This is a genomic window from Acinetobacter sp. YH12076 (assembly GCF_013419525.1).
GTDB lineage: Bacteria > Pseudomonadota > Gammaproteobacteria > Pseudomonadales > Moraxellaceae > Acinetobacter > Acinetobacter amyesii.
This window is the reverse complement of the sequence record NZ_VOZY01000003.1, coordinates 88,830-110,596: the sequence shown is the minus strand read 5'-3', so window position 1 is coordinate 110,596 and position 21,767 is coordinate 88,830. Positions and strand designations below refer to the sequence as shown.

23 protein-coding genes are annotated in these 21,767 nt (G+C 41.7%); 9 read left to right on the top strand and 14 right to left on the bottom strand.

Annotated elements, in window-relative coordinates:
• Nucleotides 1–5 precede the first annotated feature (5 nt).
• From yccS to FTU22_RS03575, 4 genes are all read right to left on the bottom strand, one after another.
• A complete protein-coding gene (yccS, locus tag FTU22_RS03590) occupies nt 6–2,156 on the bottom strand; it encodes a YccS family putative transporter (protein ID WP_373886236.1) in 2,151 nt (716 codons plus the stop codon).
• 124 nt (nt 2,157–2,280) lie between these two features.
• Complete coding sequence (sodC, locus tag FTU22_RS03585) at nt 2,281–2,829, bottom strand: superoxide dismutase family protein (RefSeq protein ID WP_180084590.1); 549 nt, start codon at nt 2,827–2,829, stop codon at nt 2,281–2,283.
• A 116-nt stretch (nt 2,830–2,945) separates the two neighbouring features.
• Entirely contained in the window at nt 2,946–4,067 is a 1,122-nt protein-coding gene (locus tag FTU22_RS03580; RefSeq protein ID WP_180093196.1) for an AI-2E family transporter, read from the bottom strand.
• 150 nt (nt 4,068–4,217) lie between these two features.
• On the bottom strand, nt 4,218–4,862 hold the full coding sequence (locus FTU22_RS03575) for a ParA family protein (protein WP_180093040.1): 645 nt from the start codon (nt 4,860–4,862) through the stop codon (nt 4,218–4,220).
• A 132-nt stretch (nt 4,863–4,994) separates the two neighbouring features.
• On the opposite strand from FTU22_RS03575, the gene FTU22_RS03570 reads away from it, so the two are divergent.
• Entirely contained in the window at nt 4,995–5,465 is a 471-nt protein-coding gene (locus tag FTU22_RS03570; protein ID WP_078192492.1) for a Holliday junction resolvase-like protein, read from the top strand.
• 55 nt (nt 5,466–5,520) lie between these two features.
• Complete coding sequence (locus tag FTU22_RS03565) at nt 5,521–6,114, top strand: hypothetical protein (RefSeq protein WP_180093038.1); 594 nt, start codon at nt 5,521–5,523, stop codon at nt 6,112–6,114.
• Between the two features lie 47 nt (nt 6,115–6,161).
• Here the strand turns inward: FTU22_RS03565 and FTU22_RS03560 are convergent, their stop codons facing one another.
• Entirely contained in the window at nt 6,162–6,788 is a 627-nt protein-coding gene (locus tag FTU22_RS03560; protein WP_168378146.1) for a class I SAM-dependent methyltransferase, read from the bottom strand.
• A gap of 305 nt (nt 6,789–7,093) precedes the next feature.
• Here FTU22_RS03560 and FTU22_RS03555 point away from each other — a divergent pair, with 305 nt between their 5' ends.
• The gene (locus tag FTU22_RS03555) at nt 7,094–7,654 is read left to right on the top strand and encodes a hypothetical protein (RefSeq protein ID WP_078189325.1); all 561 of its coding nucleotides are present in this window, start codon (nt 7,094–7,096) and stop codon (nt 7,652–7,654) included.
• Between the two features lie 72 nt (nt 7,655–7,726).
• Nucleotides 7,727–8,152, top strand: a complete 426-nt coding sequence (locus FTU22_RS03550; protein ID WP_257225876.1) for a protease inhibitor I42 family protein — start codon at nt 7,727–7,729, stop codon at nt 8,150–8,152.
• 89 nt (nt 8,153–8,241) lie between these two features.
• Here the strand turns inward: FTU22_RS03550 and FTU22_RS03545 are convergent, their stop codons facing one another.
• Complete coding sequence (locus tag FTU22_RS03545; protein ID WP_078192490.1) at nt 8,242–8,574, bottom strand: HopJ type III effector protein; 333 nt, start codon at nt 8,572–8,574, stop codon at nt 8,242–8,244.
• 168 nt (nt 8,575–8,742) lie between these two features.
• On the opposite strand from FTU22_RS03545, the gene crcB reads away from it, so the two are divergent.
• Nucleotides 8,743–9,126, top strand: a complete 384-nt coding sequence (crcB, locus tag FTU22_RS03540) for a fluoride efflux transporter CrcB (RefSeq protein ID WP_180093037.1) — start codon at nt 8,743–8,745, stop codon at nt 9,124–9,126.
• Between the two features lie 121 nt (nt 9,127–9,247).
• Here the strand turns inward: crcB and FTU22_RS03535 are convergent, their stop codons facing one another.
• Nucleotides 9,248–9,502, bottom strand: a complete 255-nt coding sequence (locus tag FTU22_RS03535) for a type B 50S ribosomal protein L31 (RefSeq protein WP_078189321.1) — start codon at nt 9,500–9,502, stop codon at nt 9,248–9,250.
• A 104-nt stretch (nt 9,503–9,606) separates the two neighbouring features.
• Nucleotides 9,607–10,905 carry an AarF/ABC1/UbiB kinase family protein gene (locus FTU22_RS03530; RefSeq protein ID WP_078192488.1) on the bottom strand — a complete coding sequence of 433 codons (1,299 nt, stop codon included), beginning with the start codon at nt 10,903–10,905 and terminating at the stop codon, nt 9,607–9,609.
• Between the two features lie 201 nt (nt 10,906–11,106).
• Here FTU22_RS03530 and FTU22_RS03525 point away from each other — a divergent pair, with 201 nt between their 5' ends.
• On the top strand, nt 11,107–11,319 hold the full coding sequence (locus tag FTU22_RS03525; RefSeq protein WP_078189319.1) for a DUF1737 domain-containing protein: 213 nt from the start codon (nt 11,107–11,109) through the stop codon (nt 11,317–11,319).
• On the opposite strand, the gene FTU22_RS03520 is transcribed toward FTU22_RS03525, so the two are convergent.
• The 3 genes from FTU22_RS03520 to FTU22_RS03510 form a co-directional block, all read right to left on the bottom strand.
• Nucleotides 11,316–11,747, bottom strand: coding sequence for a hypothetical protein (locus FTU22_RS03520; protein WP_180093035.1), 432 nt, complete (start codon nt 11,745–11,747; stop codon nt 11,316–11,318). The genes FTU22_RS03525 and FTU22_RS03520 overlap by 4 nt on opposite strands.
• A 123-nt stretch (nt 11,748–11,870) precedes the next feature.
• The gene (locus tag FTU22_RS03515; protein WP_373886237.1) at nt 11,871–13,229 is read right to left on the bottom strand and encodes an MATE family efflux transporter; all 1,359 of its coding nucleotides are present in this window, start codon (nt 13,227–13,229) and stop codon (nt 11,871–11,873) included.
• 41 nt (nt 13,230–13,270) lie between these two features.
• Nucleotides 13,271–13,729, bottom strand: a complete 459-nt coding sequence (locus FTU22_RS03510) for a DMT family transporter (RefSeq protein ID WP_180093033.1) — start codon at nt 13,727–13,729, stop codon at nt 13,271–13,273.
• Between the two features lie 125 nt (nt 13,730–13,854).
• On the opposite strand from FTU22_RS03510, the gene hemW reads away from it, so the two are divergent.
• Nucleotides 13,855–15,009, top strand: a complete 1,155-nt coding sequence (gene hemW / locus FTU22_RS03505; protein ID WP_180093031.1) for a radical SAM family heme chaperone HemW — start codon at nt 13,855–13,857, stop codon at nt 15,007–15,009.
• A 133-nt stretch (nt 15,010–15,142) separates the two neighbouring features.
• On the top strand, nt 15,143–15,550 hold the full coding sequence (locus FTU22_RS03500) for a hypothetical protein (RefSeq protein ID WP_111884191.1): 408 nt from the start codon (nt 15,143–15,145) through the stop codon (nt 15,548–15,550).
• A gap of 43 nt (nt 15,551–15,593) precedes the next feature.
• On the opposite strand, the gene FTU22_RS03495 is transcribed toward FTU22_RS03500, so the two are convergent.
• Nucleotides 15,594–15,896: a hypothetical protein gene (locus FTU22_RS03495; protein ID WP_180093029.1), complete on the bottom strand. Its 303-nt coding sequence runs from the start codon at nt 15,894–15,896 to the stop codon at nt 15,594–15,596.
• 342 nt (nt 15,897–16,238) lie between these two features.
• Nucleotides 16,239–18,062 (bottom strand): acyl-CoA dehydrogenase C-terminal domain-containing protein, encoded by a 1,824-nt coding sequence (locus tag FTU22_RS03490; RefSeq protein WP_180093028.1) that lies wholly within the window; start codon nt 18,060–18,062, stop codon nt 16,239–16,241.
• A gap of 230 nt (nt 18,063–18,292) precedes the next feature.
• On the opposite strand from FTU22_RS03490, the gene FTU22_RS03485 reads away from it, so the two are divergent.
• Entirely contained in the window at nt 18,293–20,803 is a 2,511-nt protein-coding gene (locus tag FTU22_RS03485) for a hypothetical protein (RefSeq protein WP_180093026.1), read from the top strand.
• 85 nt (nt 20,804–20,888) lie between these two features.
• Here the strand turns inward: FTU22_RS03485 and aroE are convergent, their stop codons facing one another.
• Complete coding sequence (aroE, locus tag FTU22_RS03480; RefSeq protein ID WP_180093024.1) at nt 20,889–21,677, bottom strand: shikimate dehydrogenase; 789 nt, start codon at nt 21,675–21,677, stop codon at nt 20,889–20,891.
• Nucleotides 21,678–21,767: the final 90 nt, after the last annotated feature.

Sequence of the window (21,767 nt, the reverse complement as noted above, 5' to 3'; positions counted from 1 at the left end):
TGATTTTATTTAATTTCCGCCTGAATTAGTTGTGTTCGAAGCTGAATCAGTTCGGCTAATGTTTCTAGTAATAAACTGATCTGCTTGAGCACCAGTTGTAGGTGATTAGACCGCATTTCTTCAGTGCTGAGTGTTTGAATTTCGAAAAGTTTTTGCTGAATTTTCTCAGGGTTGAGCGGTTTTTGCTGAATTAAGACGTCGTCCAACGTGCTTTGACACCATTGCAGCAGTTCAAGGACTTGTTGGTCTTGTACCTGTTCACGGTGGCTCCCCAATGCCGAAATATAACTGAGCTGACTATGGCTATAGACCAAATAGCGAAAAGCATGTTGAATCAAAGTTTGGTCGGGTTCAGGCTCGGTACTTAAACTAGAAATCATGCTCGACAACTCAGTTTGAGCATTATGGGCTGAACGACGGGCACGCCGATAATCAATGCTATTGGTTTTCCCATGGAGATATTGCTCAACTACGGCATCAAAATAATGCAGGGTCGCAGCAGAGCTTTTTTGAATGGTCTTGGAAATATTGCGAAAGTCCCAATCTGGCCAAATCACATTGACCGCGAACCATGCAATAAAACAGCCGAGTAGGGTATCAACGATACGCGGTAAAATAACCGCATAACCTGCGCCTTTTAAATTAAAAATCAGTAAGACCATTAAGGTTGCCATGAGAGTCGCCATGGCATATTTTTTGGCACTCAGATAGAAAAAGCATACGCCAAAAATAATCGTTAACAGCAATTGACCTTCGACACTCGGCACAAAATACAAAATAGGAATGCCAAGTAAGACCCCTAATATGGTTCCCAAAGTCCGCATTTTTAAACGACTTTTGGTCGCAAAATAACGCATCTGACAGACAAATAAACTGGTCAATAATATCCAGTAGCCATTTTTGGCAAAGGGCAGTAGTGAAATGGCATAACCCATAGCAAAGACAAAAGCGATGCGAACAGCATGGCGAAATAAGGCAGATTCTGGACTCAAATGCTGTTTCAGTTTGAGCCATAAATCGTGCAAACCGTGAATATCGTCATCGAGTAAATTGAGGTTGTCGATATGCTGCTGATAGGCCTGTTGCTGTGAATGATCTAAATCCTGCACATGCGAAAAGCGTTCTTGCACACTGTCCAAATTACTCAAGATCAGCTGTAGATTTTTCACTTCTATATTTTGCGGATTATTGGCCATCCACTCCTGCAAAGAGGCATGCAAATGTGCCAGTGCTTGCGCAGTAATGGGATCAGGCTGATAGGGCTGCCGATGCAAAATACAGTAGGCCAACTGTTGGCAAGCCTGCGCTTGTAATCGAATATTTTTTTGAAAACGAAAAATTAAATCGGTACGGCTAAAATTTTGATGAATTTGTTCGTAGTGTAAATAATTCGCACTGGCCTGTTCGTGAATATCTTGTGCCAAGAAATATAAATTCAGCCAGTAGATGGTGTTTTTATTTGCTCTTGAGGCTTTTAAACGGGTGAGTAAAGAAGCTTTGGTCGTGTTTAAACTTGGGATGACATCACTGTTTTTGAGTGATAATTCATACAGTAAGTGTTCCACATTGTCGACATTATCTGGGTCAAATAGGCGTGCTTTTGCATTCAGTACTTCGGCGATTTGTAAAAAACAACGCGAGAGATTGTCTTGTACGGGTAGGGTGGGTTTAATCAAGTAAAAGAGAATCGAGGTGAAGCCATACCATAAGGCCCCTAGAACAAAGCAACTGGGTTGAAAATACCAGGTGTCATATTCGCCCAAGCCGAACATGGTGTAGATCGATAGTAAAATCGTGCCAAAAGATATCGTGGCATAGCGTTGTCCCAAAGCCCCCAATAAAATAAATCCTGCACTGGACAGTGAAAGATATAAGATAAACAGCAGCTTATAGGGATAGAGAAAATCTAAAATACTACTGACACTAAAAAAGAGTACGCAGACATAGAGCAAATTACGCAGTCGGATGCTGAGTCGGTCATCAAAGTCGGTGAGTGCAGTGGCAATCGCACCTAAGGTGACGGGCACAATAAAACTATGAAAACCGAGAAAATATAATCCGAGCGTGGTGCCACTCAAAACAATACAAATTTGCAGGCAATACATAATGATTGCACTGGATTGAAACTGTTGAAACCAAGAGAGTCGCGTGTTCACAGAGTTACGAAGTATTCGAATGATTTTGTAAATTAGACTGAGCTTTTTTCAGTGAACTGTCAATTTTTATTCAATAGAAAAGCGGACTTAAAGTCCGCTTATTCAAATCTATGTGCAAGGTCGATTATTGAATCACACCACAGGCAATACGGTCACCGCCACCGCCTAGAGGTTTAGGGTCGTCAGAGTAATTATCACCACCAGCATGGATCATGATGGCTAAGCCTTGTACATCCGCCAATTTCAAACGTGGTGCAATTAAATTCACTTTTGCTGTGCCATCGGTTTGAACTTGAAGGATCGGTAAGTCACCCAAGTGACCTGTTAGCGGCGTACCGTGGTGAGGTGCAGCTTTAGGGTTAAAGTGACCACCTGCAGCAAGAGCAGCACCCGCTTTTCCATCTTTTTCAGCTGGGGCACAAGAGCCTTTTTCATGAATATGGAAACCGTGTGGACCCGGAGGAAGCTGGGTTAAATTGGTATGAATAACCAAGCCAGCAGGGCTATCAACCAAGTTAATTTGACCGATGCTTTGACCAATACCTTGAGCAGTCACGGCATTGACCGTCACGGTTTTTGCATTCAGACCTGTTGAAGTCGAGGTACTCGCACAGCCTGTAAACATCAGAGCACTGACCGCAGCAAGCGCACCGAATTTAAATAGTGAAGACATGTTTGGCATCCTGTCTGTTTTTATGGAATTTCAACCATTGAAACAGATGCGGATACAGGATGACAGATAATTTAAGTATTTGATTGTAATATTTGTTTAATGAATTCAAGCCTGAATTAAGGTTGTTCAGGCTTATCATCCATATTGTCTAAGTCATGTGCCAATGTTGCTTTGGGCATCATGACGGCTTCAATTTGGGTTTCATGCAACCATTCACGCCAAATCGCCAACAATACCGCCAAGATCACTGGACCGATAAATAAACCGACAAGACCGAAACTGGCGATCCCACCCAAAACACCGAACATGATTAATAAGAATGGAATCTGCGTTGCCCCTGAAATCACTAAAGGACGAATCACGTTATCGGCCGTACTCACCACACAAATACCCCAAGCCATGACGCCAATGGCTTCAATGGTTTGACCTTGTGAAAATAACCACAACGACACAGCGGTATATGAAATCGGTGGACCAAAAGGAATCAGTGCCAACATGAAGGTAATGATGGTTAATAACATCGGGTTAGGCACATCGGCGACAAAATAGCTCACACCGGCAAGTAAAGCTTGGGCAATGGCGGTAAGACCGATGCCATATACTACGGCACGTGTGGTATCCGAGATGGTGGCAAGATAATGATGAATACGAGGCCCAATGACCATTTCGAGGGCTTTACTGACCTGACTTAAAATGGTTTGACCGTCACGATAGAAGAAAAATAAAGACATCACGGCAAAACACAGCTTAAAGATATTTTTACTGACTTCGCCGACCAAAACTTTACCGTAGTTCAAATGCCCCTGAATCCAAATTTGTACCGATTGAATAATACTGTTTGGGTCATTGTTCAGCTCATGCAGGGTACGACTGACTTCTTTGCCAATAAATGGCAGTTGGCGAATAAAATCAGGCACATTGACATGACCAGAGAAAACTTGCTTTTGTAATTCAAAATACAAGTTACGGCCTTCATGTTGTAGCAAGAAAATCGCAAAAATCACCGGCAGACCTACCACGAGCACCACCAGTAAGATCATCAGCGCCGCACTTAGATTTGCACGATTGCCACAAAAACGATGCACCGATTGATACAGCGGCCATGTCATATAGGCAATAATCGCTGCCCAAACAACAGGCACAATAAAGTATTTGAGTACGCTAAAGCTCAAAAAAATCAGGATAAAAAATAATCCGAACAATAAGACTTTTTGTAATGTAGGTGCGAACGTTGGCAATGCGTGCTCTGATTTTTTCATCATGTTGTGTTCAATCTTAACCGAAAAAAAAGCTCCCGAAAACGAGAGCTTGTTAACTTATGGTGAATATCTTTCAGGCTAGATCCTTGCAAGATTGGCCTTTATATCAACAAAATGTGGAATGATGGGTTAAAACCACTCGGCTTCGTCTTCAATAATGGCATTGAGCACAGGTTGCCATTGTTGTTGCATTCCGAGGTACAATTTTTGCGTTTTATCAAAAACCGAAAGACCTTGCATGGCAAGTTGACCATAAGCGGTACGTTCAGAAATCCAAGCAATGGGCTGTTGTTCAACTTTATTGAAAAAATCTTGAATTTCTTTGGAATGAGCAGAATTGGGTTTGACACGATTGGCCAACAATAGGATTTGGACTTTACCTTTACGAATCCGCTTAATTTCTTGCAAATGCTTTAAAAAACGACGGGTCGAGTCGATGTCGAAGAAAGATGGTTGTAGCGGGGTAATGATGGCATGAGCTTCACTCACCAACTGATCTGCATGTTCACCCGATAACGCACCCGGTGCATCGATAATTAGATATTCAATCCCTTTCGGCACATCACCAATCGACTTTTCATGACGCCAATCTAGGCTCTGAATTGGGGCTGCAGTCTCTGGGCGCTGTTTGAGCCATTGACGTGCAGACTTTTGATTGTCAGCATCTGCCAAGGCTACTTTATAACCTTTTTGCGCAAGTGCAGAGGCTAAACTGATTGCTGTGATGGTTTTGCCACAACCACCTTTTTGATTGGCAATTAATATCGTTTTCATCGACCTAAATAGATTTTATTCTGCTCGTCCCTAGCATATCATTGTTTAATGCGGGGAATATGACAAAGAACCAAAGTCTAAGTTTTTTCTATAGGTTTCGCTGTAATATATTAAAAAGATTAGGAATTTTAAATGTCTGTCTGGATGGCCATGCTCATTGGCGCGTGTATTGGGATTGTACTGACCACCTTAATATTAAGTGGCAGTCGCAATGGAAGGATTAAGGCAGAATACGAGCAATATATTGCAGAACTAGAATTGGAACATCAGCAGGCATTGGCCCATGCACAAAAACGCAGTGTAAATACCAGTCGTGCTGTTTTAAAAGGCAAAATGGCCGAACAAATGGCGCCGATCATGCCTGAATTTCAGTATTTACCTAGCGATGCAAAGTTTCTCGGTGACCCGATCGATTATGTGGTTTTTGATGGCTATACCGACTTTCGTGATGGTGATGGACTCGCTGAAGACATCGAAGTGGTGCTGATTGATATTAAAAGTGGTGGGGCACGTTTGACCAAAGGGCAACAAGCGATTGCTCAAGCCATTGCTGAAGGGCGAGTGCGTTTTGAAACCATCCGAATTGATTTTGAGCATATTTAAGCTCGCGTGACTCAGCCTCAGAACCGTCGAAAAGTAATAAGGACAGAATATCCACATGGACAAACTCTTAGCGACTGCAGCCGTTTTTGCGCTCATGCTGTGGATATGGTCTGAATATTTTCGTGCCATTCCACATTTAGAGCAAACTGGTGTGCTGAAAAATTTTCAGGTCACACCGACTCAGGCATTTTCCGGTGAATATTTGCTGTTGGATAAACGCTACTACAGTGCGAGTAGTCGTACATTACATCCGGCCGCACCGACCGTGGTGGGTGGCTTTCAAGACTTGGCCTATGTCAGCAATATTGATCTGCTACTGAGTTCAGGCGCAAATGATATCCAATCTTTAAAATACCATCTTGAATGGTCTCAGCAGAACCGCTGTTTTAGTGTGCAAGCGAAAGACGCGCCCTCGACACAAATTGAACAGCTCAAGTCCGAATTGCAAAATGTTAGTGTGATTGCTCAATCCGAAGATGTCGCAAATCGTATTCGCCGTTTAAAATCAGGGGATCGTGTGGAGATTTTGGGTAAATGGGTGGATGTACATTCCATCAAAACAGGGAAGTCGTATAACACCTATAATGTGTTGAATAAAAAGCCCTGCCATATCCTAAAAATTAATGCCATTCGACTAATCAAAGACTAGGTACTTTTATCTAGATTTGATTTTGCTTAAACATGGCCTTGGACGCTTTAACTCAACTTCCGTGCGCGGGCGAGCAACATGCGCTGACCAATTTTTGGAATGCCTTCAGCATCAAAATACTGCGTTTCAAAACATTCAAACTGGGCATCTTCAAGCAACTTTTGCATATGACGATCCAGATGACAGCCATCTGCGACTTTCTTTTGAATGGGCGTCAGTAAGTGTTGTAACTGCTTAATTTTCCGATTTTCATTGTGTTGTACATGCTCAACCAAATGAAATGTTCCTGTTGGTTTCAGGACACGGTAGATTTCTTCAAGCGCAGTTTCAATATCGGCAATGCTGCATAAGGTCCATGTACTCACGACATGATCTAGACTTTCATCTGCAAAGGGTAATTTTTCAGCACCGGCTAAAATATGCTGTACCTCAAAGGGCGCTGCATGTACACGTTCAGCAGCTAAATGAAAAATATCAGGATTGGGTTCTAGGGCAAAAACCGTATCAACATTTTGATAAAACGCTAAATTCAAACCTGTACCAAAGCCAATTTCGAGCACCTCACCAGATACGGCTAACAGGAGTTCGCGTCGTTTATCCATCAAGCTTGGTACTTGCATGACTTGATTTAAAAGATGCGGAAAAATGTGTTGTTGATAAAATTTATAAATCATAGCGAGTATTGTTGTTGGCTTTTTTTAAAGTGTAAATCATGTCTTTTTAATTTTAAATCATGTGCTAGGGCGTGGATATGGACCAATTGACTGAATAACAGCATTTTGTTACCAAGTTCATAAGGTTTATGCAGACTGTGTGCGTAATATAGAGTTACAACTAGTGAAAACGACATTCATCAGGCTCAACCAATGCGATTTTAAGCTCATGTTCAGGTTGGGGCATTATGAATAGATGAAGTCGGCTCAATTGCAGAATTAAAAATTGAGTAATGTGAAGTATTACAGGGTAAGAGGATAACGCGATGATCAAGCGAATTGCATTAAGTACTGTGCTTGCAGGCTTTTTATTGAATGTCGGTGTCCAAGCGTCTTCAGATTATAATATTGCCAAAGGCTTAGCACCTGCTGCCAAAGGTCAGTCGATTTCCACTTTGAAAGAATTTAAAGGTGATTTCCGAATTTTAGGTTCTAAAACCTATCAAACAGATGAACAAGCAAAATTTTCTCCGATTGATTATGCAGTCAGTTGGGGCTTATTTGCAGAGCCAGAAATTGCTCGTACGATTTCAGTCAATCAATATGACCGTTTCTTAAACTGGAAAATGGATCGTGTTCCTGTACCGCAAAAGCAAGCCATGATGATGGTGTCGAATATGCACATTATTCCTGCAAACCCGCAAATTGCTAAACAAATTACTCAAGTAAAACGTGGCGATCTCGTGCGTTTAAAAGGGGATTTGGTTGAGGTGAAAGACAAAGATTTGGTTTGGACTTCATCTTTGACCCCAACAGATACGGGTGATGGGGCTTGTGAAGTTTTTCGTGTAAGTTCGATTCAGTGGATTGAAAAAGTCAAAGGCTAAACTTCGATTACATCGAGATCGTATTGAAATCGGTGTGCATTAGATTCAAGGTAAAATAATTTGATGATGAAAATGACGATAAAGAAACAGCTTATTTTGAGTCTAATGTTGGCGAGTGGTTTGGCGCTTGGTGGATGTACCAGTATGAGTTCAACTGTAGATGGGAAAACCCATGTATTTACTGAACAGCAAAGTTGTCCGACCTTGCTTGAGATGGATCGTGGACAAACTTTAGAAGTACTGTTAAACGAAAATCCAAGTACCGGATATGTATGGTCTTTGGCTGAGCAACCGAAACTTTTTAAAGTTGAAGAAGTGTTTCAGTCAGCTCAACAACAAGCTGCTGCGGATACTACACCAGTACTAGGCGCAGGCGGTCAAAAAACTTATCGTTTTACTGCAACAACTGCAGGTGAAGAATTACTACATTTGAAGCATGCACGGGCTTGGGAAAAAACCGCGATGGCTGAATGGACTTGCAGAGTTCGAGTGTCTTGATTTGAACCGATGATGAACGATAAAAAAAGCCAGTATTTATACTGGCTTTTTTATCGCAGACGAACTGATTTAAAACGTCCACGTATGTATTATTTCGCGCTGAGCGCTTGACCGTCAAATTGAATACCTTCCCAACCATTTTGCATAAATTGGCGAATGTTTTGGTGGTCAGTTGCGTCTGGTGTCGCCAAAACAGCAGCATAATGTTCAGCAAAAAGACTTAATGTTTCAGCTTGGTTTAGACCATTCAATTGGGCAAAAGAAAATACTTTGGCACTGCCTTGGTTTTCAGTCGCTGCATTGGCTTGTTTGCCATTGGTAAAAGCAGTTGGTGTGTGGTTATAACGCGCTTCAATAAATGCAATCACATCTGAAAATTTCGCAGTCCCTGCTTGAAGTTGATCTAATAATTCCTGAGCCATAATGTCCTCTTTCAATAAAAAATACCGCAAAGTGTTGCAGACTATAGCAAGCTTTGGCCCAAACATTTAACACTATTTGCGTAAATTAAATGCGTGTATATTGAAGGGCGACCTTAGGCAGTCTGTTGCCTAAACTGTAAATACCAATGATATTGAAGTAGGACAACTATGAACTGGCTTTTGGTCGCATGTGGCGGCGCAATTGGGGCAACACTTCGCTATGCAGCAGGACTGTTATTGGCCAAGCCAACCGTACTCTTTCCATGGGCTACATGGTGGGTGAATATTTTAGGTTGCTTTTGTGCAGGTGTGTTTTTTGCATTTAGCCAAAAATATCCCGTTCTACAAAATGAAGCACGCTTATTGCTTATGGTCGGGATCTTAGGTGGCTTTACCACATTTTCGAGTTTCGGCTTAGAAACCTTTCAACTGCTTAGACAAGGGCAAAGTGGGCTGGCATTTAGTTATGCCATTTCCAGTGTGGTGATTGGTATCATCGTATTGGGGCTGGGATATTACTTATTTCAGTCTATTTTAAAAATAGATGTTTAAAACAACGCTTGAAATCCACAAAATTTCAGACATAAAAAAAAGAAGTTCAGGTTGGAGGAGGGGAACCCTGTACTTCTTCAATGCTTTAATTTTAAAAGCAAAAACTTAATCGAAACTGAACTTATTGTGAGCGTTTGAAACGCGCAAAGCGTTTATTAAAGTTCGCAATACGTCCTTCATTATTCACTTGACGTTGTTCACCTGTATAAAAAGGATGTGATGCACTTGAGATATCGAGCGTCACATATGGATAAGTTTTGCCTTCAAACTCTTTGGTTTGATTGGTGCTTAAGGTACTGCCAATCACAAAAAAGGCATTTGCATTGGTGTCATGAAAGAGCACTTCACGGTATTCGGGATGGATATTGGCACGCATTCTTCTGTTCCTTAAATTTATTGATTAAAGAGATGTTATAACATAACAATTAAAAATGCAAATATTGCCCGAAATTCATCAGGCAATCAGCGCTTCATGTTCTCTTAAGCGCTAGGTGGGACCAACTCATCAAAGAGATCATTGAGATTGTCATTCACTTTCAAATGAATCAAATTCCAATAATGTCCTGAAACAGTCCGGTTCACCATCAGGGTATCCGGTGATGGTTTAAACACATCCCAGTATTTAAGAGAAGGCTTAATTAATTCTACCCCGTCATGGTGTGCTGAGTTTTCAGCAAAATCGTATTGTGTGGTTAGCGGACGCATCAGTACTTCAAGCCATTGCTCATACAACTCCGTAGGGAATTTACCGAGTTCATTGAGTGAATGTAAGGCATCGAGTTGCTGTTCCATCAGTGGAATATCGTGCTTGCGTGCAGCATTGATCAATTGCTTAAAGTGCGACACGATTTCAGGAGACAGGGTTTTCACACCGCCGTAGTCATATACGATGACTGAACCATCTTCACGAAAGGCGAAGTTGCCCGGATGTGGGTCACAGTGGAAACGTTTAAGGAAGAAAATTTCACGGCCAATGGCACGGAATAACCGTCTTCCCAAGGCATTTCGTGTTTCTTGTGACCATGTGCTGGCAGTTTCTATACTGTCGCCAAGCTCTAGACTTAGAGTCAGAATATGACGTGAAGAATAATCTTTATAGACCTGTGGAATAATGATTTTGTCATCCAGCGCACTATGAAACGCACGCGCAACATCTAAGTTTTGCGCTTCAATTTCATAGTTCAGTTCGTTGTCCAAACTGTCCTGAATTTCACGAAATAGCTTGTCTTGTAACTTCCGATCAATTTTTAATACGCCCATCAGACGAAGTGCAAGGCGAACTTGTTTTAAGTCACTTTCACAGGCTTCTTCGACACCCGGATATTGCACTTTCACCACCACCTGCTGACCATTAGGTAACACGGCTTTATGCACCTGCCCAATGGATGCAGCGGCAAAAGGTTGTTCTTCAAAACTTTTAAAAATTTGCGCGAGGGGTTTGCCGAGTTCTTGTTCTACTTGAGCCTTAATTTCAGCAAAGGGCATGGCTGGCGCTTGGCGTTGTAATTTACTGATGGCCTTTGCGACTTCAGGTGGAAAAATGTCTTTGTACTGCGAGGCAATTTGTCCGACTTTCATCACCGCACCTTTCATTTCACCCAAAGTGTCTGCAATTTGCAGACCGATGTCCTGAAAAAGTTTACTGCGAGATGCATTTTTCTGTTCTTCATCGGCAGTGATATTGCGGATGGAATTGGAAACGGTTTTAGTAGCAATGCTTGCCGTCATACTGGCAAGTTTCATAAAGCGACGACCCGGTGTGCTAGCCGTTTTTGCCATGTGATGTTCCTCAAGATCATCATTTATTATCTAATACCGATCATAGGCGACAAAACACAAACTGCCTACTTTAAATTGTTAAGACTTTATTTCCATTGATAAAATGATGGGCAAAAATGTAAATACTGAAAATAATTCAGGCAAATTTAAGCCACGCGCTGAATGGTTTAACATATTGTGTCGCGAGAAGAGAACTGAACGATGAAAGTGTATCGCTATTTAACCGGTAAAGATGATGTCAATTTCTGTGCCCGTGTGACCAAAGCTTTAAATGAAGGCTATGAATTGTATGGATCACCAACCATGAGTTTTAATGGGACAGATGTGATCGTCGGGCAGGCGATCGTGAAAGACGTAGAAGACGACAGCCAAGTGCCACAAGGTTTAAAAAATGCCATCGAGGCGCTTAATTAGTTGGCTTTTGCTGCTTCGCTAGATTCAGTTTTTTCCAGTTCTAAATGTGGACCGAGATATTTACTGCATTGGTTATGGTGTAAATTTTCATTCAATGTGATGAGGTTTTGCGTCACGATAAAATCCTGATCGTCCGCAGAGGCAAACTTTTGATTGGCCTTGATGAAGTCCTGATAGGTATACGCCATACCAGACTGCTGACAACTTAATTTTAAACGTGCGGTATATGAGTCCGCCTGTTGTTCATGATAAAAGCGAAAGGCTGTCCAAAGTGCTTGATTGATGTAATCAAATTCGGGTTGTGATTGAACTTTGATGGGTGCGTAATATAAAGGAAATTCATGTCGGTTGATTGACTGTTCAGCCTGTAGTGACATGGAAAAGCCTAAGCTCAGACAGAGACTGATCGAGCGAAATACATGGGACATGTTTATTTTCCTCTTCTTCGTGCTTTTTATTTATGGCGTTGCTATGCAGCGTGTTAATTTGCATTAATCTTCTGCATAGCCTAGCCGTCTTTTTAAGTAATGTTTTAGATGCTTTTTTAGGGCTTACCCCACTTGTGCTAAACGTTTATTCATCATAAATAAACGTGTAAGTAGCAGTATACATGCGACAGTCAGACCCACAATTAGGCCAATCCAAACGCCTGCAGCACCAGTCGTGGTGAAGCGTGCAAGATAGATCCCGACAGGGAAGGCAATGATCCAATAAGCGATCATGGTGATCCACATCGGCCCTTTGGTGTCTTGCATGCCGCGTAAACATCCTGCGGCACTGACTTGCCATGCGTCCATCAACTGATAGGCAATCGCGAACAAGACCAAATACACGGCAAGCTGAGTCACATCATAGTCATTGGTATAGAGTGACACAATTTCATTACGTAAAAGCCAAAGCAGCAACATGGTAATCAGGGCAAATACCGTCCCTGTCAACATACCGACTTTCTGGACTTTTCGCATAGCCAGCCAGTTCTTTTCCCCATAATAGGTACCGACCCGAATGGTCAGCGCAATCGCTAGTGACATCGGAATCATAAACAATTGCGAGGTAATCGAAATGGCGACTTGATGCGCGGCAATGGTGACTTCGCCCAAAGGACTCAAAACAATAGCGGCTGTACTAAAAATACTGACTTCAAAGAAAATGGCTAAGCCAATGGGAAAGCCAAGTTTTAAGATACGTTTGATCCATTCACTGTTCATTTTTTCAAAAGCAGCGAAAGGTTGGGTCTTTTGATAGGCCGATCCTTTGAAAACGTACATCGCCAAAGCAAAGAACATCAACCATTGTAAAATCGCGGTGGCAAAACCACATCCTGCAGAACCCAATTCAGGGACTGGGCCTAAACCATACATAAAAATAAAGTTTAGTGGAATTAACACCAATAAAGCTAGCAGACTCAGCACAGTGACTGGTCGCGGATGCCCCAAAGCTTCTGAGTAGCCACGTAAAGCTGCGTACATGGTGACAGCAGGCATACCTAAACTAATGGCGTGTAAGAATAAACTCGCCTTCGGCAGCAATGCTTCAGGGACACCCAATAACGGTAAAAGCAGCGGCATGGCTTGTAAGACTAATGCGGCAATGATCCCTAAAAATAATGCGACCCATAACGACTGACGGGCGATGGTGGCAATTTTTTCAGGCGTGCGAGCACCATTGGCTTCGGCCACCAATGGGGTGGTTGCAATCATAATGCCGCTGAACAGCAGCATGACCGGTATCCATAAACCGACCCCGACCGCAATGGCTGCAAGGTCATTGGCGGACATGTGTCCAGCCATGATGGTATCAATGAGACCAAATCCCGCTTGCGCAAACTGCGTGATCAATATCGGGATCATTAAATGAAACAGTTGTTTTAATTCATACTTGCTGCTTGTTACAGCCGTGACAGTAGACACAGAATGTACTCATTTCTTGTGAGGTGCTTAGGAATGAGGTCTTAGCGTTGGAAAGTGAGAAGCACACCAATAAAAATCACCACGCCACCCAATAAGCGTTGCCAGTTAATCGGGGTTTTTTCAGTGCCGAGCAAGCCAAAATGGTCAAATACCATCGACATTAAGATCTGTCCAAAAATAATCAGACCGGAGAGGGATAAAAAACCCAGTTTCGGTGCGGTATAAATACTGATACTGATGGCATAAACACCCAAACATCCCCCCAGCCATAAATACCAAGGGATTTGAGCAAAACTTGCAAAGTCCGGTTTTTCGACCGATTGAAAAAACACCATAAAGGCGAGGACTATTGTACCAACCAAAAAAGAAAAAAGGGCAGCTTGCAGCGGTGAATATAAATATTCACGCAATTGGCTGTTGATCGCTGTTTGAATAGTCATAGCGATACCAACACCCATCGCGAGCGGCAGTAAGTACAATAAATGGCTGCTTATTTTCATCTTCTAATCATCTAATTCTTCTTTAATTTTATTAGTCTACTGTATTGTGGATGAGTTTTCATAAGCGCTCTGATGCAGTCATGTTAAAATGCGCTTACTTCTTTTGTTCCTTTTGAGCATTTTCCTTGGCTGAATTAAATCCTGCAGTTGTTCCGTTATCTTTATACATTCACATGCCGTGGTGTGTGCGCAAATGTCCATACTGTGATTTTAATTCGCATGCGGTGCCGAATGGTGAATTGTCTTTAGACTTAGAACAAGAATATTTACAGGCGTTGGTTGAAGACTTTAAAACGCAACTCGATTTTACTCAGGGTCGCTTGATTCATAGTGTATTTATTGGTGGGGGTACACCATCGCTCATTTCATCCAAAGGCTATCAATGGTTATTTGCTCAACTCAAAGCGTTAGTGCCATTTGAAGCGGACTGTGAAATCACCTTGGAAGCCAATCCCGGTACGGTTGAGCACGATCCTTTTGCCGGTTATTTAGAGGCAGGGATCAATCGTTTATCCATTGGGGTGCAAAGTTTTAATACTGAGCAGCTGAAAAAACTGGGGCGGATTCACTCGAATGATGATGCGATTTCTGCCATTCAACATGCAAAAGAGGCGGGTTTTGAACGGGTAAATGTCGATTTGATGCATGGCCTGCCTGAACAAACCATTGAGCAAGCACTGTTGGATTTAAAACTTGCTGTTGAAAATGGCGCAACGCATGTGTCGTGGTATCAGTTGACCATTGAACCTAATACGGTTTTCTTCCGCACAAAACCGATTTTACCTGTCGATGATGTGCTTGAAGATATTCAAGAACAGGGCGAAGCCTATTTAACAGCGCAAGGCTTTATCAATTATGAAGTATCGGCATGGCGTAAAGAAAAGCCGTCGGCACATAATTTAAATTATTGGCAGTTTGGCGATTATTTGGCGATTGGCGCAGGCGCACATGGCAAAGTGACCATGCCAGACGGGGTGTATCGTTTCCAAAAAACCCGATTGCCGAAAGACTATTTAGCCAAAGTACCTGCTGAACATCTTCAGTTTAAGCGCATCGAAGCAGCCGACATGCCTTTTGAATTTATGATGAATGCGCTTCGGTTAAATCATGGGGTGGAAGCCAAGCTATATAGCGAGCGTACAGGGGAAAGTTTAGAGCCAATTGCCGAGTTATTGAACTCATTACGTGAACGTAAATTGATGGTCAGTGATCCAACACGTTTGTCTTGTACCGAGCAGGGGCATATCTTTTTAAATTCCGTATTGGAAGAATTCCTGTAATGAAAGCTATGTCAAACTTGTTTTAAAATTTGAGCGACAAGTAATTTTTCATATTTCGAATGTAATTTGCAGAATGTGTATGAAATTATTCAGTTGATAATTGAATTTACATGGCATAAAGGAACTTCAGAAAATGAAATATATTTTAACTGCGACGTTATTAACTATAGCTTTGGTGGGTTGCACCGATAAAAAAGCACCATCAGAACAAAATGTTGCAACAGAGGCAACGGCCACAACTGCACAAACAAACGATGTTGCAGTAGCTCAAGATGAGCAAGTGATTCACTTTACAGGGCCACAAGATCTAAGCCTTGAGTTAAAAACCAAAGATAATTTTGAAACCGCACAATTGACTGATAATTCTGATCGTGTGTATGAATTGAAACGAGGAGTTTCAGGAAGTGGTGTACGACTTGCCAACGACCAAGGTGTTTCAATTCACTTTAAGAACTTTAATGGTGTGAATGAAGGCACAGTTGAGTTGGTAAAAGATAAACCCATAGAGATTAAAGAATTTATTGCTGATAAAGCAAAGTAAATATTAAAAAAAGACCGCATGAGCGGTCTTTTTTTAATTTAGCTTAACGATGTTTCGGTGGCATAGGCGGTAACTTATGATGCGGAACAGGCTTAGGTTGACTAGCTTTAAAAGCTACTGCTTTATGATTTTGTTTGGCAAATTTTGCATGAACTTTTTGATGCTCTTTTTTCACCATGTGGGGCCCAGCAGATTTGTGATGTATTGCTTTAGGCGGTACAGGTTTTTTATCAAAGTGTGGAGCAGGTGGTGGATTTTTATGATCGAATGCAGGCGCTGCCATTGCAGATAGTGTCGCAGTTGTTGCAATTAGACCAATCATTAATGAAGACATCAATTTTTTCATGGTTACGCTCTTTATGAATCAATGAAGTCATCATAGGGGGAGGCTATGGAGAAGATATGAAGTTGTATGAGATACAAATATAAAGCTAAAATCATCGAGTGAACTTCACTTTAAGTATTTAATATTTATTAAATAAAATTATTTTTTGGCGATAAAGTACTCTATTTTTGTTGAGAAATACAACAATATTTCTCCATATAAAGTTCATCGTTATACATTGTTATTACCTCATGAAGAAATTAAGAATACTACTCGTAATTCTTATAGATCAAAATTAAAAGAGAAGACAAAAAAGACCGCCGAAGCGGTCTTTTTATAGAGTCATTTAACTCGGTTTAAAGCTTAGTAGTCAAAGCTAAAGTGTTCAGGTGCCAAAGAAGTCATGGTCTTCGATGGGTTGACCATTGCTTCAGCGTGACCTTGTGAGCGTGGTAATAGACGTTCAAAGTAGAAGTCTGCCACTTTGATTTTTGCTTTATAGAACTCAGGAACTTCTGCACCATTGCCTTCTGCTAATTTTTCAGAAGCTACGGCAGCTTGTTGTGCCCAGAAATAAGCCATCATCACGTAGCCAGAGAACATCAAGAAATCTACAGATGCAGAAGATACGATGTCACGGTCTTTACGTGCAGCAAGCATGATACGAACAGTTAATGCATTCCACTGTGCGCAAAGCTTCGTTAAGTCCCACGCAAAACGACGCATGTATTTGTTACGTGCATGTTGACCACAGAACTTCAAGATTTCTGCTGTGTAGTCACGAATCACTTTACCTTTAGAGGTCAACAGAACTTTACGACCAATCAAGTCTAGTGCTTGAACACCGGTTGTGCCTTCGTAGAGAGTAGAGATACGTGAGTCACGAACGATTTGTTCCATGCCCCATTCTTTAATATAACCATGACCACCGTATACTTGCATACCATGGTTTGCAGCTTCATAACCCATTTCGGTTAAGAAACCTTTGAGAATCGGTGTGTAGAAGCCTAAGTGGTCATCATGTGCTTCAAACGCTGCTGTATCACCGCGGGTTAAAGCATCAGTCATTTTGTCCGCAATTTGAGCTGCATAGTAAATCATTGAACGGCCGCCTTCAGCGATCGCTTTCTGAGTTAAAAGCATACGACGTACGTCTGCATGGTGAATAATCGCATCGGCTACTTTTTCAGGATCTTTTTTACCTGAAAGTGCGCGCATAGACATACGTTCTTTCGCGTATGGAAGTGCGCCTTGGAATGCCAATTCAGCATGTGCAATACCTTGAATTGCTGTACCAATACGTGCAGTGTTCATGAAGGTGAACATTGCATGTAGGCCTTTGTGTTTTTCACCGATCAAGTAACCAATGGCATTGTCAAAGTTCAGTACGGCTGTTGCTGAAGCACGGATCCCCATTTTGTGTTCAATCGAACCACAAGTCACTGGGTTGCGTTCGCCTACTGAACCGTCTGCTTTCACAAGGAATTTTGGAACGATGAACAATGAAATCCCTTTAGTACCTGCAGGAGCATCTGGAAGACGTGCAAGTACGATATGCACGATGTTATCTGTTAAATCATGCTCACCCGCAGAGATGAAGATTTTTGTACCAGAAATTGCATAGCTACCGTCAGCTTGAGGTTCCGCTTTGGTTTTTACCTGACCTAAGTCGGTACCGCATTGAGGTTCAGTTAAGCACATGGTGCCTGACCAAGTTCCAGCAACAAGGTTCGGTAAATATTGGTTTTTCTGTTCTTCTGAACCAAATTGTAGAATGGTGTTGATACAACCTACGCTGAGACCCGGATACATTTGGAATGACCAGTTTGCTGTACCCATCATTTCAGATTTGATGAGATTCAACGACTGTGGCAAGTTTTGACCGCCAAATTCTTCAGGGAAAGACAGACCTTGCCAGCCACCCTGTACAAATTGGTCATAGGCTTCTTTAAACCCTTTTGGTGTTTTCACATCACCATTTTCAAAATGACAGCCTTCTTCATCACCCGTTTGGTTTAAAGGTGAAAGGATGTTTTCACAAAAATCCGCTGCACCTTCTAAAATCATGTCGACAGTATCTGCATCAGCAGCATCACCATTAGACAAAGTTTTGTAGTGTGCTGGGTAATCGAGCACTTCATTCATTAAGAAACGAATATCGTGTAAAGGCGCTTTATATGCAGGCATAGTCTTAATCCTAATATCTAAATTTTTTTGGATTATCTGTATTGATGATTTGATTATTCATAATTTCATCCAAAAAACATTGATGAATACGCCCTTAAAAAATGTCAGAAAGGCGAATTGTAATATTTAACCAACATGTGAAAAGTAAACTTCTGATAAACTGGATGTTGATCTTTTGATCATTTTTTTCTTTTAATAAATCATAAAGAACTTAGGTCTTTCGTACAATTATGCGATTAAAATATATAACACTTTGTTTACTGGGTTTGAGTATTACTGGGTGTGCTCAACATGTCATAAAAACCAATTCAACGGATCAGTCTCTCGGGCAACAAGCCACTCAAGGCTTAAACGCAATGTTTGAAAATGCCAGTTATGACATGAAAGGGCAATTTTCAATTCAGACCGATATTCAGTTCGATGAAAAAAAGCCTGAAACCAAGTCAAAACCTGCGATAAGCACACAGCCAGAGCTGGATCCTAAACTTAAAAAACAACTGGATCAGTTGATTAAAACCCAAAATATTCCATTTAGCCAAAAAGAAAAGAAACAGCTCTATCAAGCGATTGCCAATGAATCGATCCCACCATCAGCGCGCTATAGCGATGAAGAGGATGGCATTTCTCCGCAATCTAAAATTGCACAATCACTGCTGAATGTGTTGAATGATTTACAGTTTAGCTATAGCGGTTCAGTACATTTTAGAGAAAAACTTGCTGCCTTAACCTTGCAATTGAGTTATCAAAAACCGACTTTGCAGGTGAATGCACAGTTGCCGATGATCATTGATTTTAATCAACATAAATTTTATACCAACTACTTTGCGTTCATGCCATTTATGGTAAATCGTGAAAGCCAAAGCAGCTTGGCTTATGTGGATTTTTCAAAACATAAAGACACGATTGCTCAGTACGATTTGAAAAAATTTGCTGACTATTTAAAACAAATGAATGCTTTACCTTATGTCTTGGCAGAGCCGAATCAAGTGCAAAATATTGCTTTAACACGTGATGAAAAAAATGCAGGGCTGACTAAAAAAATCCGCTATGTGGGTGATCTTAATGCGCTATACACCCAACTTGAACTCTTTGATTTTGTGAACGCCAACTATTACACCACGCAAATCAAAGGTCAGCGCAATAGTGACGCTGAGCAAGATGAATCTGTGGATGCTGCTGTGCATCACAGTGCTTCCGAAGAGGCCATGGCTGCAGCTGAAGCGGCGGGAGGGACTGCAGTAGCGGCAGCAGCTGAGGATGAAGACTATGATGCGGCTTATGCATCTGTAGAACGTGTGAATGAGCTGCTCAATGCGAAAATGCATGGCCTGATGTATCACCAACATGAAACGGAAGAAGAACAAACGTCTTCTGCCGCTGAATCTGCTGAATACGCGATCGATACTGCAAGTGCATATGCGGAGGCGACCGCGGATGATGACGAAGAAGCCTATAGTTCGGATACTGAAGTAACCGAAGCTTATGCGGCTTCAGAAGAAGATGATGAAACAGCGAACTTATCTGAGGAAGTCTGTCAAGCCTTGATGAACACCAAACAGGTGCCGATTGGTAAAGTCACACTGTGTCAGGATTATCAAGATGTTCGGGTGATACCGCTGCAAGAAGATTCTGTACCATCGGCCTCTGCTGCGGACGCATCCAATACAGATTCAGAGATTTCGGATGCTGTTGAGCAGTTAAAACCAGTATTCCAGCAATATCAAAGTGAACAACTTATCGATGTAAAACAATTTCAGCAATTATGGCAAAAGCATCAAGCTGAAATTGCGCAGGTGCTGAATGCACAGGATAAATCATCTTCGAATGTGGTGATGGATGTAGGCTTAGATCACAAAGGCCGCGTCCAAGTAATGGACTATCAATTGGCCTTTAATGAGCCACGTTTAGGTCAATTAAAGCTGAAAAGTAGCAACCAAATTTTGAATTATGGCAATGCGACTAAAATTGATCGTCAAGCCATGAAACAGGCAAAATCCATTGAGGAAGTCAGTAAAGATTCACTCTTTGAAAATATGTTGAAAGGTCTGCTTGCACCAATCACGGGAAATGATCCTCTGCTTGTTGAAGCAGAAACTGCATCGGTTGATGATGTCCGTGCTGCAAATGAAGAAATCGAACTTCCTGAATATCTCAGTACTGTGGCATTGCAAAGTTATAAACGTCATCAATCTGAAGTGAAAGCCTATCAAGCGGCATTTGTCGTGGCATTTGCTAATTATCGCGCTCAGTATGTGCGTTATTACTCAGCCAATGATTTGAATGAAATTGCTGAAGTTTATGCATATCGATTTGTTGATGGCTTAAAAGAGCCAACAGGCAATGCGCTGAAACGTTTAAATCAATTACGTGATAAGCATGCTTTGCATCGCTATCAAGACTTTGATGACTTAGGTTCTTCAGTCAATCATTATGTGCAGTCGGGGATTGGTGAGTACAAAGCTCAGGTTGAGTGGAAACAATTGCAAAAAACTTATAAAACTGATCAGGCGATTTTTGCACATTTATATCAACAAAACTTTTTAGCCAGTTATGAACTGGAAGGAACTGAAAAAGCGCATTTGGTGAAAGCATCAAAAATTTATGCGCAAGCCTTTGCTGATGATATCAAAGGAAAATTATCAGAAGCGTCATTACAAGGCCTAACAGCAGAACACGAAGAGTTGTTCAGTCAATCGGCTTATTATGAAACCTATAAGGCCATTCAAAAACACAAGAAGTAAGTTGGATAAAAAAAGAACCTCAATTGAGGTTCTTTTTTTAGGTGTTTAGCCTGCTCAGAAAGTGAATTGAGCAAATCATTTTGAATTATAGAAAGTCTTTTAGATCAGGTTTAATGCCATTCCAAATGGAAAAAGATTCAATTGCTTGACCAACCAACATGCCAAAACCTTCTGAGGTTGGAACATGGCGTGCTTTGGCTTGATCCAAAAATGTCGATGGTTTGCCATAGGCCATTTCATAGGCGTGGGTGAATTGTAAAGCTTCAGGCAAAATTAGCGGATCACCCGTTAAGCTTGCCGATGTGGCATTAATCACCAGATCAAATTGACCTGCTAAGTCAGTGAGTGCAATAGCTGCAAGTTCGGCATTCGGTACGGCAGTTTTTAAGTCAGCGACCAATTGTTCAGCACGCGCTAAAGTCCGGTTGGCAATGACGATTTTTTTGGCCCCAGCTTGTACCAGCGGATAAATCACGCCACGTGTTGCACCACCTGCACCAATGATCAATATATCGCTCTGTTCTAAATTCCAATCTAAGGCATGAATGGCATTCACCAAGCCTTGACCATCAGTATTATCACCGTGTAATTGACCATCTTGCATCCATAATGTATTGACCGCACCTGCAATTTTGGCACGTTCAGTAAGCACGCTACATTGTGCATAGGCTTGTTCTTTAAACGGAACAGTGACATTCATACCGATGCCACCTTCGGCAAAGAAGGATTCGACGCTGTGCTGAAAACCATCGAGTGGCGCAAGTCGTTTGCTGTACTGAATGTCGAGGCCTGTTTTTTCAGCGAAGGCATGATGAAGTTCAGGTGAGCGTGATTGTTCAATCGGGTTGCCAATCACGGCAAATTGTTTGCTCATTGCACAGCGTCCATGTAGATGTGAAAGAGCAGACAATATACGCCAAAACCGAAGATGGCTAAAGTTCGGGCAGTCTCAAAATCGTGAAAT

What these genes read in the sequence shown, in the direction of transcription:
- FTU22_RS03530 (WP_078192488.1), bottom strand. Translation starts at nt 10,905, where the DNA reads ATGGCAAAAACGGCTAGCACACCGGGTCGTCGCTTTATGAAACTTGCC.
- FTU22_RS03510 (WP_180093033.1), bottom strand. Translation starts at nt 13,729, where the DNA reads ATGAAAATAAGCAGCCATTTATTGTACTTACTGCCGCTCGCGATGGGT.
- sodC (WP_180084590.1), bottom strand. Translation starts at nt 2,829, where the DNA reads ATGTCTTCACTATTTAAATTCGGTGCGCTTGCTGCGGTCAGTGCTCTG.
- FTU22_RS03570 (WP_078192492.1), top strand. Translation starts at nt 4,995, where the DNA reads ATGTCTGTCTGGATGGCCATGCTCATTGGCGCGTGTATTGGGATTGTA.
- FTU22_RS03555 (WP_078189325.1), top strand. Translation starts at nt 7,094, where the DNA reads ATGATCAAGCGAATTGCATTAAGTACTGTGCTTGCAGGCTTTTTATTG.
- FTU22_RS03495 (WP_180093029.1), bottom strand. Translation starts at nt 15,896, where the DNA reads ATGAAAAAATTGATGTCTTCATTAATGATTGGTCTAATTGCAACAACT.
- FTU22_RS03490 (WP_180093028.1), bottom strand. Translation starts at nt 18,062, where the DNA reads ATGCCTGCATATAAAGCGCCTTTACACGATATTCGTTTCTTAATGAAT.
- FTU22_RS03545 (WP_078192490.1), bottom strand. Translation starts at nt 8,574, where the DNA reads ATGGCTCAGGAATTATTAGATCAACTTCAAGCAGGGACTGCGAAATTT.
- FTU22_RS03550 (WP_257225876.1), top strand. Translation starts at nt 7,727, where the DNA reads ATGACGATAAAGAAACAGCTTATTTTGAGTCTAATGTTGGCGAGTGGT.
- aroE (WP_180093024.1), bottom strand. Translation starts at nt 21,677, where the DNA reads ATGAGCAAACAATTTGCCGTGATTGGCAACCCGATTGAACAATCACGC.
- FTU22_RS03535 (WP_078189321.1), bottom strand. Translation starts at nt 9,502, where the DNA reads ATGCGTGCCAATATCCATCCCGAATACCGTGAAGTGCTCTTTCATGAC.
- FTU22_RS03525 (WP_078189319.1), top strand. Translation starts at nt 11,107, where the DNA reads ATGAAAGTGTATCGCTATTTAACCGGTAAAGATGATGTCAATTTCTGT.
- FTU22_RS03520 (WP_180093035.1), bottom strand. Translation starts at nt 11,747, where the DNA reads ATGTCCCATGTATTTCGCTCGATCAGTCTCTGTCTGAGCTTAGGCTTT.
- FTU22_RS03575 (WP_180093040.1), bottom strand. Translation starts at nt 4,862, where the DNA reads ATGAAAACGATATTAATTGCCAATCAAAAAGGTGGTTGTGGCAAAACC.
- FTU22_RS03565 (WP_180093038.1), top strand. Translation starts at nt 5,521, where the DNA reads ATGGACAAACTCTTAGCGACTGCAGCCGTTTTTGCGCTCATGCTGTGG.
- crcB (WP_180093037.1), top strand. Translation starts at nt 8,743, where the DNA reads ATGAACTGGCTTTTGGTCGCATGTGGCGGCGCAATTGGGGCAACACTT.
- FTU22_RS03560 (WP_168378146.1), bottom strand. Translation starts at nt 6,788, where the DNA reads ATGATTTATAAATTTTATCAACAACACATTTTTCCGCATCTTTTAAAT.
- FTU22_RS03485 (WP_180093026.1), top strand. Translation starts at nt 18,293, where the DNA reads ATGCGATTAAAATATATAACACTTTGTTTACTGGGTTTGAGTATTACT.
- FTU22_RS03500 (WP_111884191.1), top strand. Translation starts at nt 15,143, where the DNA reads ATGAAATATATTTTAACTGCGACGTTATTAACTATAGCTTTGGTGGGT.